Here is a 12,765-nt window from a genome sequence, read left to right as displayed (position 1 = left end):
TCCCCTTAACCTGCCATTAGTTCCCAATCTTCGTGTATACCGAAATCTTTAAATAACCTCTTTCCCTCGACAGGGGCTGTTGGAGAAATTTCTGCAACTTTTTCCAGAATATCATCTACACGATTTGAAAGGATTTCAATGTTCTCTTTTTGCTGTTCTGCGAATTCAAATCCCGCTGTTGATGCCTTCATGCTGTCAATAACGACAGCTCTGTATGACAGCAGTCGCCAGACATGCTCAGCGTCAGCTACGAGTCGATAATAAGGACAGAATAAACACGCGTTAAAATCAGCACACAATGTTGTCTTAGTACCGTTTTCCTTATGTAATTTGTAATTCTCAGCGTCATATACTTTTGCAGCATCACTATCATGTTTACTGACGCAACTGCCGTTAGGTGTTTGACGACTATCGTCAGGTGTATCAGTAAGGATGATAATATCGTCGGTTAATTCACGACCATGAAAGTAATCACCCATTACTCTTGTTGCTTTTGTTAATGTTGCAGTTGATTTAGCTGTGTCATCTTTCAGGTAATGTTGTAAGAAGACCTCAAATGAATGCTGACCAGCTTCTTTGTATTTTTTAAAGTTACTAAGAACTTTTCGATAGATATAATTAAGGCCACCTTTTCTGATACGCTGAGTAGTGAAACTAACTTGGCACCCCTGCGCTTCTAGCAGTTCATCTAGTGTCGTTAGTATTGAGGCATCTAATGCTTTTGGAGTGTCATACTTATAAGATTGATATAAGAATATTCTATCCTTAAACGGATGATCGTCATCAAGAGCATCTCTGAATGGTTTACTATCATCATCGCGTATGGCGATTAAGTCTTGAATTACAGGGCGAACTATATCGCCAGTTTCAATGCCTTCTTTTTCAATGTCTTCGGCTTTCAATCCAAATTTATGCCATTGCGTCGAATAGTTAGCTCTTCTTTTGAATAGCCTAACGGCTGGAGTTTTCTTACCACCTGTAGGAGAATCAAAATAAAATATATCGTCGATAGTCAACTCGAAGACTGGAGTCATATTCCAAGCTGTTTTAAGAAAAATTCTACCTAGTTTTAATGCTAGCTTTTGGAAATGCGTTAAATCTTTTTTGATTAAGAAAGTTTTCTCAATATGAAATGCTAATTCAACCGCTTCTTCCAAAGTGTAGTATTCATTTTCTCTAGACTTCTCTTCATGGTGCATCCGTTTCAATTGCGATACGGGATAAGCTATTGATGTTTCGATACCCAGTTTATCTAGGAACCAATCAAGGGCATCTTGCTGCGCTCTTCCATAATCTAGGTCAATATCTGAAGTTTTACATTTATGTTGAATGTGCTGCCGAATTGACTTTAAAACACCATGATCATTTTCAGCAAAGCCATATAAACCTTTATCTGCAACTACTTTTTTTTGCTCTTCTGATAAGCACTTGTCGTTTTGCTCAATAGCGATTAGAAATCGACTGAATGTAGCTTTGACTGTATTAACTTGTACTTGAAATGCATCCGTTCTAGTTAAACTAATGTGATGCACTTTTTTAACATCTTTAAAAAGAGCAGGGTAATTATCTTCGATATACTTAAATGACTGATATTGCCATTCGCCATGTACCGACTGATGTGGATATCTCAACATATAGCTCAAAAACTCGTTAATGTTTATGTTTCGCTCGAATACATGTGCTAATAAGTTATTTAACAATGAGCTTAGGTCGTATTTGTTTTGCTGCCCCTTAATTTCCTTAGGTAATGTATCAAGGTAAAGTAACCACAGCTCAGCTTCATTTTCGGTAAATGCAGCGATTCCGTTATCTCGAATTAACTTTAGTTGACCATTAGATAAGTAATTTCGAAAAGTATGGATGAACCTCATAAATTTTTTAGTTCTAGAGATATGGTGTTTTTCTTGCGATTTAGCTAAGAACGACGCAACTTCACCACGAAGTTTAGGTGAAATAGTATCTATAAAATCAAGAGCTTCTACTGTGCTGAGGAGCAAAGTAGTTGTTCTGCTTCCATGAACTTCAGGTGCTAAGTAACGTAGCATATGCTTAAACTGATCTTTCTTCTGCTTATTGCTAACTGAAGATAAAATCAGATCACAAAGCTCTTTTGATGAAAGAACTTCTGAAACATTAAACTTCTTTTCAAGAACAGATTTTACTTCAGGTAAATCAAAGCCTGAATCTAAGCAAAATAGAAATCCTGTAATATTTTTGATAATAGATTGCAGATCTTGTTTTCCACCTTCCTCACATTTTTGCTGAAGATACTGAACCATGTAAGTCTTAATCTCAGAAATGTTTTCCAATGGATACCTGTAGACTATAGAGCAATCAGTAGTTCTGTAGCTTTGGCAAAGCTTGGACGGGATAACAATTTCATGTGGTGCAACAAGGTGTTCATTATTAAAGTGTTGCTTTAGAAGACCTAACAGGGATAGGTGAAATTTCCCTTTAACAGTTGATAAATTATCTTCTAGCTTTGCTAATACCCCACAACGCTCAAAGCGTTGCCAGTATTCTATACTGGAGAAAGCATCAAGCCCTTTACATTGAAAATCTATTAAGTCTTCACCATTTAATCTGTCAAGTATAGATTCTAAGTATCCGTATAAACATGAAGCTTGTTGATGAATAGTTTTATATGTTTGTATGTAATAGTCTTTTGGTTCAGGAGCTTTTGACTTACTTACTAGATTCGCTATTTGATTTTCTAAAATAGGAGAAAATAAGCCAAATCGCTGACTAAGCGTTGATTTCGCTGCCATTATACTTCCTCCTGCTTTGCTTCATCAGGAAGTGCGTTCATTAGCTCGTCAACGCGTGAGTACATGTCTTTAACCCACATATGCATCGCACCATGCTCATTCTCATCTAGCATGGTCTTGGCTAAATCTAAATACAGTTCGCTAGTAGTAAAGTCTTCATGACTAAAGACTTTCATCAAAACGGCTTTAATTCTTTCTTCAGATTCGCCATTAATAATCATTGAAGCAGCTAAATAAGTGCCATATGTTGCTCTCAAATCATGATAGTCACGCTCTAATCTAGGTAAGCCTTTATCATCTTGTTCTAGGCGAATATATCCAATGGTGTCTGAAGGGGCTTCTTCTCGCATTCTTTCACCATCTCTGTTGATAAATAACGGCAGAGGCTCAGTCATCCCATATTTAGTCTCAAACTTTATTCTACGTTTTCTCCATGTTTTAGTTAGCGTGTATTTGTAAAGCTGCTCCATTAAGTTAGGGCTTATTAATATTTTCGAGGGCTTATGTCCTTTTCTGATAATGTTTACGTAATAAAACTTAGAATAATCATCTTCTTTTGGGTCTTTGATATCTGCGTGATTGATAGCCACAACTTCGAATGAGCGAAAGCCGCCTTGGTATGCACATTTCAAAAATAAGTTGTAAGTGGGTTTCTTCGAAAAGTCTGTCGAAATCAAACTAACTAATTCTTCAGGAGAATAGGGCTGAAGTTCTCTTGGAACACTGTCTTTGGGAATGACACTCTTGGGGATACCAAGGTTGCTCACCCAGTTCATAACTCCTTTGCCTTGTTGGTAGCCAGTAGGCAAGCTAAATAAATCAAAGTCGCCATTCTTTTTAGGAACCTTAATAGTTTTAAGCTCCATAGAAAAAGGTAACGATGAAATGACACTACGTTTATAAGACCAAAGATAAAAATGCTTAACAGTGTCTAATCTACGTTTAGCTGTCTTGTAACTGAGCTTTTCTGTTTTTACTAATTTGGTTAAGTATTTTTGATATTGCCAAACAGGTAAGGACGCAACTTGCTCTTCAACACTATCACTTGGAAGCGGTGCAGCTATTACTTCTTCGTACACTCTATTGTTCTGAACTAGCCAGATAAGAAAAGCTTGAAGATCTTTCGCTATTGGTTCCATTGATTTGTGAGAAAGGTGCTCTCCACTCAAAGTAGCGTAATATGCTTTGGAAAAAGCCGGACTTTGATTTTTGACTTTTGAGTTAGGCTTAGTGGAGTAAATACCTAATCTTCTATGGATTAGAAATAAATTCATCTCTAAGCACTCTTTGATTCTGCTCTCACAAAATAAAAGAGGGAATTGGGGATCTATAATATCTTCAGCGTATTTAACTTCTCTTAATTCATTTTCTTCATCAGTTTTAAAATGAGCTTGGCTCCCTAAATTAAACTCACTATATTTTATTGAAACGGTCATTTGCTATATCTCTATTTTCAAAAGATGGTAACAAAAGTTACCTGTGATTTCAATAATGAGGTGTCAAAAATATTTTTTAAGTTATTGTTATTATACATATTTGTATAATTCTGGTGTGTGATTTAGGTGTCGGGATGCTCATTGTGTATTGCTGTTTTCTCACAGGTAGGCGTAAGGTTGTGTATCGAAATTGTAGAAGTCACAATGGAAAGTAGTATGTTTTAGATGTGAACAATGTAATTTAGTAGATCAAATTGTATACTTACTTTTAAATAAGCTTGATACTTTACAGATGATATAAGAGATGGTTCTTACTAGTAGAACTAGAAGTACATCTAACTAGATGCGGAACTAATTGAACTAGCCTGTTGTTATTATCCTTATCGAGAAGGTGACATGAAATTAAAGTTTATCAATAATGGGGTGTTGGTTAGTATTTAATAATGGGGTGTCGGGTAACTTGGCACAAATTGACAGTAATTATCTAACCCCAGTGACTTCAGGGTTAACCTATATTGTTGAACGTTTTAAAGACTTTCAAGGCAGCAGCACGATTAATTTAAACGGTGTAGTACGCAGCCGTTTAGCGAGCTTCGCTGAAGAAAATTTATAAGCTAACGAGTGAAGGTGTCTAAAAATGACATCGATGAAAAGTTAAAAGGGCTGATGTTTATCAGCCCTTTTTTTGTTTGATGATTTACGCGGAACTATCGCTAACACATTTAACGCTACAATACATAAACGCAGGCGCAAGAGAATCATGTGTTATAGCTAGGGTCTGTTGACCTTTCAAGTTCATTTTTGCAGCAGTTTGATTGGGTTTTATACAAGGCAGAGGCTGCGTGGCATAGTTATTCTATGTGAGCCAGCCGATAACACAGTAGAAAAGCTAATCAAGCGCTGCCGAACGATTCCTTTGAGCGCACTTTTCTCATTGTTGCTCGATATTCGCTTAGATTACTAGGCCACACATCGAGCGCCGCGATAAAAGCACGCTCAAACAGAACAAAAATAGAACAGCAAAGGTCAACAGACCCTAGTGCGGCTTAAATTATATCAACTATGTATTGTTTACTTTTCAGCATACTCCAAGAGCTACTGCTTACCTCTGCGATTGGGTATTGCTGTGGCCCAGTAACTTCACCGACTAAGTATTTTAAGCCATTAATTTCAACATGCTTGTCGCCTTTGCGAATCGGTAAATTTAACCCAATTAGCGCATGATTTGGGGAGGTAATAATGGCGATGGTTAGGCGCGGGTAAATCGCTTTTAAAATAGCGCTAGTGAGCACAAGTTTACTGTCTACATCGCCGTATTGTTGGCGGATCAGCTTAAGAGGTGGCTTAAAGTTTTCGCCACTGTTATGAAAACGATCTGGCAACTCAGATGTTGGCATCGCTTGTACCCAACTTAACACAAAGTTAATGACTGTTTTTGGTCTAACGTTATTGCCAAACTTAGCTAAAATCGCTTCTCTAATCGGTGAAATATAGTCATATGAATTTTTCACAAAGCGCGGTAAGTCGGGTCTAACCGCATCAATTGCCCAGATGGCCTCTAAATCAGCATAGTGATGCTTGCGTAAATAGCTTTTACGCGCACTTTGTTTTGCTTTTTCTACTCGCGCTTCAACGTCCTTTAATAGCGCTTTGTCATCACTGTAAACTTTATACTCAATGCTACGTTCTTTACGCTGTGTTTCGAGTGTGTATTTACGTCGGTCGAACTCTCTAATGGTGTTTCTTACCTTTATATCAATCTTGTCGAGGTATTCTTGTGCGTTAAAGCCTTTAAAGCGGCGGTAGTGGTTAAATAGCTGGTCGTTTGAGTAGCTAAAACTAAGCTTTTGTTCCTTGTCTTGATCATCAAACCAAGTGTAATAAAACGTTTGTTGTTGTTTTTCTTGTACCACTTTGCGCTCGAACGAGTGACTAAAAAGCGGTAAAGCGCAAAGGCTCAAAATGACTGCGAGTAATAAACTTGGTTTAAGTTTAACCATGATAATATCCGAGGTTCGTAAAGTCTGTTAGGTGAATTGTCATAAATAACAATAAGCTTAGTCAAGATGTTGTGATAGAACGAAATATTTCTGTTGATTTAATAAATTCGAAGGCCAACAGTGTTAACGCTAATTACTAAGGCTATTAATTTGGATAATAAAAAAGGAAGCGCATGCTTCCTTTTAAATCTTGGATTATTTACCTTGAATACAGGTTACTTATCCATTAATTCACGAATGTATTTAACCGGCGAGCTACCGTAACTTAAAAACTGTTCGTGGAATGCTTTTAAGTCAAAATCGTCACCCAATTTCGCTTTTTGCGCTTCGCGGAAATCGTAAATTTCACGGTAGCCCGTGTAGTAGCTTGTTAGCTGAACTTGGCTCAGCGTCGCGCGGCGCCATTTGCCTTCTGCCTCAGCGCGTTCTTGGAAAGCACCATTCATAAGTAAATCTAGGCCTTGTTCTTTACTGATGCCTTCCACTTGGATTTGATAATCCAAAATCGTGTTACAAATTACGCGTAAATTCCATTTGTAGTACATTAACCACATTTCTGGCTCAAAATTACCGTAACCTTCTTCTAGCATCATGCGCTCTGTGTACACTGCCCAACCTTCGATCATTGCGCCGTTTCCGAAAATACTCTTAATTAGAGACGGTGACTCATTTGAATAAACTAATTGAGTGTAATGGCCCGGAATTGCCTCATGAATATTTAAAATCTGTAAAATCCAATGGTTGTACTCTTTCAAATACGATTCGGCTTGTTCCTCACTCATATTATCGAGTGGCGTAACGTTGTAGTAGGTGTTTTCTTTTTTCGCATATGGACCCGGAGCACTAATCGATGCACCGGCAAAACCGCGCATATAATCTGGCGTTTCGCGCACCACTAGTGGTTTTTCAGGATCAAGAGTAATGAGATCTTTTTCTTTAATAAAGGCTTCAAGCTCAGGAATTTGTTTTTTAATTTCCTCAACAAAGTTTTCGCGTTTTACGTGCTTAACCGCAAGGTGATTGATCAGTGTTGAAATTGCTTTTTGAGGTTCACTTGGCATCTCTGTATTGGCAAAATATTTAGGCCAAAGTTGCTCGGTGATTTTTAACATTTCAGCGGTAACACGGTCTTTATCTGACAACGCTTTTTGATAAACCTCTTTTGCGCTGTAACCCGACTGAATATCAAATGCGAATTTTTGCTCGTAAAGCGCTTCGCCAATTCTAAATGAACGTGCGTTATTGTTTGCAACCAGCTCTTGTTCTAGCTTAGTTAAGAATTCAATGTATTCATTAATCGCTGCTGTTGCTGCTTTAAAACGGGTTTCAAATAATTGCTTATCAGCGTCCGATAGATTTGAGGTTTTAGCTTTATTAAATAAATCTTTATTTAATACGCTAAATGCTCCTTTATTTTGGCTAATTGCCAACTGTGTGTATTCAAGTGTTGGCGTATCAATATTGGCAATGGCTGCTGCATAGTAGGCAGGTACATTTTCAAGACGCTTTAATACTTTCGTGATTTTTGTGTTGTCATCATCAAAGCGACTATTAATGATTTGTGCAAACCCACCCGCAACATTGTAATTTGATGGATTCCATTGCCACGATTTAAACGTGTTTACCGTCCAAATTGATTTCTTTAATAGATTTTCGATTAAGTGATAATCGGTTTTTAAATTGGCAGGTAATTTATTAAGGTCAAACTGGGCCAATTTAGCGAGTTGTGTATTGGCAAAGTTAATATCGTTAACGCGGCTTTGTGCGTCGGGAACCGTTAAAATATGGTCGTATTTGCCGTAACCTGCGTATTGCGACCACTCAGGGCGGTGACGCCAAAAGTCTTCAATAAATTGTGCTGAAAACGCTTCAAATGCAGCAGCTTGAGATTGCTGTTGGCTTGCAGGTGCGTCAGTTGTTGAATTGGTTGTTTGGCATGCACTAAGGCCAAGTGCTGCAACCAGCGCTAAACTTAAGGCTGTTTTTTTCATTGTGTTTCCCTTGAGTGATTAAAGCGACTAAGCGAGTTAAAGCCGCGTTAAAGTCAGTGTATCAATTTCGCTTAAAAATCGAAGTTTTTTCGATAAAAGGTCAACAACCCTATACACGGTTACGTGTTTCGCCATTTTCAAAGGCGCTAATATTTAGCGCTATTTGCTTAATTAAGCGCGAAATAGACTGCTTGCTGGCCCATGCAATATGTGGTGTGAGCAATAAGTTGCTCCCGTGATACTGAACGAGCGGGTTGTCGTCTTGTGCGGGTTCTTTGCTTAAAACATCAATCGCCGCTGCTTTAATTTGTTTGGTTTGCAGTGCGTGTGCAAGTGCACTTTCATCAACAATGCCCCCGCGTGCAGTATTAATTAATACCGCGCTAGATTTCATTAGTTTAAATTCGCGTGTACTAATTAAATTTTCAGTTTCTTGGTTAAGGGGGCAGTGAACCGAAATGATATCGGCGTTTGCTATCGCGTCATCAAATGCAACTCGACCGTCACGTACAGGGCTGTTTTTACGCTCACTAATCAAAGTTTCAATGCCAAATGCTATCGCGGCTTTTGCTACTGCGCGTCCTAAATCGCCATACCCGATTAATGCCATTTTCAAACCCGCTACTTCGTCTATTGAGTGGTCTAAAAAGCAAAAATGGCTCGCGTGTTGCCATTGATTGTTATGACAATCAGCAATGTATTGATGGGTATTACCTAGTAAGTTAAACAATAAAGCGAACGTGTGCTGCACCACGCTTGCGGTGGAATAGCCTGCAACATTGGTAACCGCAATGCCATGCTGTTTTGCCGCCACTAAATCAACATTATTGGTGCCTGTGGCGGCAATGCAAATTAGCTTTACCGTGCTTAGTTGAGATAATGCTGTTTGGTCTATCACTACTTTATTGGTAATTATCACGTCCATACCTTGGCAACGTTCAATCACTTGGGCAGGCGTGGTATTGTCAAATAATGCGATGTTTTGTGTAAGCGCATTTAGCGGTGATAAGTCACCATTTTCAATTGTTGCGTAGTCGAGAATAGCAATTTTCATAATTTTAAATATTTGGTTTGACTTTGGAGTTAACTCTAAGGTTTATACTTAGTAGGAAAGTTAGATTTAGTGTATCTCAATTAGGCAGGCAAATGGTAAAAATAGGTGAAATTGCAAAACGGTTAGCGGTCTCGACCGATACGCTTCGTTACTATGAAAAGCAAGGCATTCTCAATTCATCGGCGCGTAGTGACTCGGGCTATCGCTTGTATTCTGAACAAGACGTTGCGCAGCTGTCGTTTGTACTAAGGGCAAAGGATGTAGGCTTTACACTGAATGAAATTAAAGAGTTACTTGCAATAAAAGTGGATAAGCAAAGTCACAGCTGTGAGCAAGTTAAACATTTTACGAGTGAAAAAATAACGCAAGTTGAGCGTAAAATTGCCGAGCTAAATACCATTTTAAATTCGCTTAAATTACTGCAAAAATCATGCTGCGGCGGTAATGAACCCGCCGTTCATTGTTCAATTCTTTCTGCGCTGGAGGCACAAAATGACGCTCGTTAATAACTTTATTGATCTCTTTATTATTTCAGCGCCTTGGTTGTTATTGGGGTTGTTTATAGCGGCATTAATTAACGTTTACTTACCTGAGAATTTTCTCAATCGCCACCTTGGCAAAGAGGGCTTTGCTACTACCATTAAAGCGGCTCTTATTGGTGCGCCAATGCCGCTGTGTTCTTGTGGCGTAATTCCAGCTGCACTCGGGCTGCGAAGGGCGGGAGCGTCAAAAAGCGCAACCACGGCATTTTTAGTCTCTACGCCCGAAACAGGTGTTGATTCAATTTCTGTCTCGTATGTATTGCTTGGCCCATTTATGGCAATTATCCGACCGATTGCAGCGGTTGCCAGTGCCATTACGGCAGGTTTATTAGTGGGCGGTGAAAGCAAAGGCAATACGCAACAAAGCGCTCATAACATAAAAGAAAAAGCCGATGATACTTGCTGCAGTAGTGCGCACACCACAGAGCAAAATGCGGCGCAGGCTAGCAATATGGTTTCAGAACAAAAGATGTCATGCTGTAGTACTCAGCAAAAGCCTGTTGTGCAAACTTCTCCTTGTTGTGCGCCAACAGTAGCTGAAGCTAAGCCGAATGTAACAAGCAGTGCTGCTTGTTGCTCGGTAAAAGATTCTGATGAGCAAAAAGAAAATACTACCTCGTGTTGTTCCACAGACAAAGAGACGCAGCTTGTAACAGAAACCGCGACAGCAAAACTCAAGCGTGCATTTTCATTTAGTGCTAACAAACTGCTAAGTGATACCGCAAAGTGGCTGATGATAGGTTTGTTTTTTGCCGCGTTAGTGCAAACCTTTGTACCGCAAGATTTTCTACAACAGTACGGTAATGGAATTTGGGCCATGCTAATCGTAATTTTAATTAGTATTCCAATGTATGTATGTGCAACTGCATCAACGCCTATTGCCGCTGGGTTATTAATGTCGGGTGTTAGCCCCGGTGCTGCGCTGGTATTTATGTTAGCGGGGCCGGCAACTAATGTAGCTACATTAGGTGTGGTAGCGAGCGAGCTAGGCAAGCGCGCGGTGGTCGCTTATTTAACTGGAGTTATTGGTGTTGCGCTAATTTTCGGCTTTATTACCGACTATTTGGTAGCACGCTATCAATTCGCAATCGTACCGTCGCTACAAGAATCGCATCATGTATTACCTATGTGGCTAGAGTACGGCGCGGGAGCCTTACTTTTGGTGTTAATGTTGCGCTTGGTTTGGCTCAAATTAAGTAGCGCCAAGTAACTTGTGTATTTGCTTTTAGGTGTACTAGTTGATTGATATTTAAGCTTGAAAGGCATTGTTTTTTACGATGACTCGTTTAATAAAAAAGGAGCCCATAGGCTCTTTTTTTTGATCTAGATCAAGTTTATAAATTTAGATGAATCAAAATATAAACTTATTTTAAATATTTTTAAATGATAATGATTTCTGTTATTGATCTAATTTGTTTTGGGTTTTAGAATGCTTCGCAGTTTTATTAAGCCAATTACGTTTTTGATAAAAATTGGTATTACTCAATCATAAAAATATCAGGGATTAACATAATGAAAAAAATAGCGAATTTTGCACTTTCTTCGTTATGTGTTGCAATGCTTGCAGCATGTAGCGGTGACGATGGCAAAGACGGGGCAGACGGCGCACCAGGTGCAAGTGGCGAAAGTGGTGTATCAACGTATGTGACCGAAAAAGATGTCGTTGTTACCAATGCGCAGCATGCATATGCGGTTTATGCCGATTCACTTATCGCTGCTAAACAGCTTAAAAATGTGATTGAGCAGTTTGTTGCAGAGCCAAGCGAAGCTAACTTTAGCGCCGCTAAAAATGCGTGGTTAGATGCTCGCGAACCTTATGGTCAGTCAGAAGTGTATCGTTTTCGTGAAGGGCCAATCGACAATCTAACGCGTGATGACAATGGTAACCCGGTATTAGTTGCTGAAGAAGGTCCTGAAGGCGCAATCAACGCATGGCCACTAGCCGAAGCGCTAATTGATTACACAATTGACATGGATGGCGCACAACTGCCTGAAAACCCTGCAAGCTTACCTGTAGGTGGCAATATTATTGCCGATCTTGCTGAGTTCCCAGATATCACCAAAGCGTTACTCGCTGAACAGTTTGAGCGCGGCGATGATGAAGCTAATGTAACATCAGGCTATCACGCGATTGAATTTTTACTGTGGGGACAAGATCTTAACGCCGATGGTTCTTACACGCCAAACCGTGACTACAGTGCTGGCTACCGTAAAGTAAACGATTATTATACTGCGGCAAGTGGCATGGGTGAGTGTACATCTGGCGTAGATAACGTGGTTGATTCGGTTATTTGTGAACGCCGTGGTGACTACCTAATTGCAGCAGCAGATTTACTGATCGACGATTTACAAGGTGTTGTTGATGCATGGACTCCAGGTTCAGGTTTTCACTATGTTGAATTTACTAAAGACGAAAATGTAAAAGCGTCGTTAGCGAAAATTCTAGAAGGCATGGGCCGTTTAAGCTTTGGTGAACTTGCTGGTGAGCGCATGAGTATTGCACTGCGTACCGATTCACAAGAAGACGAGCACTCGTGTTTTTCAGATAATACACACCGCGATATTTTCTTAAATGCTAAGGGTATTCAAAACGCATTTAATGGTGCTTACCAGCGTATGGATGGCGAAACATTAGAAGGTGCTAGCATTTACGATTTACTGGTAGTGGATGGTTCGCACGAACTTGCCAATGAATTACGTGCTGCGATTGAAGATACGATGGCGAAAGCGGCGGTTATCGATACAAACGCTAAGCTAGGTTACTCATTTGATGTGCAAATTCAAAATGCTGACTTAAAGCAACCTGTGACGCACACAATCGAAGCGCTTAAATCACAAACACAAGTGATTAAACAAGCAATTGAAGCGTTAGAAGTAACCACGGGTGATCTTGAGCAAGATACTGACGAGTTTGGTAGCTAATTAGGCTAACACTATTATTGGCGCTGCTATTTTGCAGCGCTTTTTTCGTTTC

At 39.5% G+C, this 12,765-nt stretch carries 8 protein-coding genes and 1 pseudogene; 4 read left to right on the top strand and 5 right to left on the bottom strand.

Annotated elements, in window-relative coordinates; translation table 11 throughout:
• Positions 1 to 5: 5 nt before the first annotated feature.
• Together ACHSBP_RS20310 and ACHSBP_RS20305 are read right to left on the bottom strand one after the other, a co-directional pair.
• Positions 6 to 2,768 (bottom strand): hypothetical protein, encoded by a 2,763-nt coding sequence (locus tag ACHSBP_RS20310; RefSeq protein ID WP_395390296.1) that lies wholly within the window; start codon positions 2,766 to 2,768, stop codon positions 6 to 8.
• Positions 2,768 to 4,204, bottom strand: a complete 1,437-nt coding sequence (locus ACHSBP_RS20305; RefSeq protein ID WP_395390295.1) for a site-specific integrase — start codon at positions 4,202 to 4,204, stop codon at positions 2,768 to 2,770. Before ACHSBP_RS20305 ends, ACHSBP_RS20310 begins: the two co-directional genes overlap by 1 nt.
• Before the next feature lie 451 nt (positions 4,205 to 4,655).
• Here ACHSBP_RS20305 and ACHSBP_RS20300 point away from each other — a divergent pair.
• A pseudogene (locus tag ACHSBP_RS20300) lies at positions 4,656 to 4,817 on the top strand (PhoH family protein); the annotation flags it as partial.
• Positions 4,818 to 5,250: 433 nt separating this feature from the next.
• Here the strand turns inward: ACHSBP_RS20300 and ACHSBP_RS20295 are convergent.
• From ACHSBP_RS20295 to ACHSBP_RS20285, 3 genes are all read right to left on the bottom strand, one after another.
• The gene (locus ACHSBP_RS20295) at positions 5,251 to 6,204 is read right to left on the bottom strand and encodes a hypothetical protein (protein ID WP_395390294.1); all 954 of its coding nucleotides are present in this window, start codon (positions 6,202 to 6,204) and stop codon (positions 5,251 to 5,253) included.
• 215 nt (positions 6,205 to 6,419) lie between these two features.
• Positions 6,420 to 8,195 carry a DUF885 domain-containing protein gene (locus ACHSBP_RS20290; RefSeq protein ID WP_395390293.1) on the bottom strand — a complete coding sequence of 592 codons (1,776 nt, stop codon included), beginning with the start codon at positions 8,193 to 8,195 and terminating at the stop codon, positions 6,420 to 6,422.
• Positions 8,196 to 8,304: 109 nt separating this feature from the next.
• Positions 8,305 to 9,249, bottom strand: coding sequence for a D-2-hydroxyacid dehydrogenase (locus ACHSBP_RS20285; protein WP_395390292.1), 945 nt, complete (start codon positions 9,247 to 9,249; stop codon positions 8,305 to 8,307).
• A 92-nt stretch (positions 9,250 to 9,341) separates the two neighbouring features.
• Between ACHSBP_RS20285 and zntR the strand changes: the two genes are divergently transcribed.
• The 3 genes from zntR to ACHSBP_RS20270 all read left to right on the top strand — a co-directional run bounded on the left by zntR (position 9,342) and on the right by ACHSBP_RS20270 (position 12,713).
• Positions 9,342 to 9,755 (top strand): Zn(2+)-responsive transcriptional regulator, encoded by a 414-nt coding sequence (gene zntR / locus ACHSBP_RS20280; RefSeq protein WP_395390291.1) that lies wholly within the window; start codon positions 9,342 to 9,344, stop codon positions 9,753 to 9,755.
• Complete coding sequence (locus tag ACHSBP_RS20275) at positions 9,742 to 11,001, top strand: SO_0444 family Cu/Zn efflux transporter (protein WP_010560909.1); 1,260 nt, start codon at positions 9,742 to 9,744, stop codon at positions 10,999 to 11,001. Before zntR ends, ACHSBP_RS20275 begins: the two co-directional genes overlap by 14 nt.
• Before the next feature lie 302 nt (positions 11,002 to 11,303).
• A complete protein-coding gene (locus ACHSBP_RS20270) occupies positions 11,304 to 12,713 on the top strand; it encodes an imelysin family protein (RefSeq protein ID WP_010560908.1) in 1,410 nt (469 codons plus the stop codon).
• Positions 12,714 to 12,765 lie beyond the last annotated feature (52 nt).

Source organism: Pseudoalteromonas sp. XMcav1-K (genome assembly GCF_044005875.1).
GTDB classification, from domain to species: Bacteria; Pseudomonadota; Gammaproteobacteria; order Enterobacterales; family Alteromonadaceae; genus Pseudoalteromonas; species Pseudoalteromonas spongiae.
The sequence above is the reverse complement of the archived record's forward strand: the minus strand, read 5'-3'. Positions and strand labels throughout refer to the sequence as shown.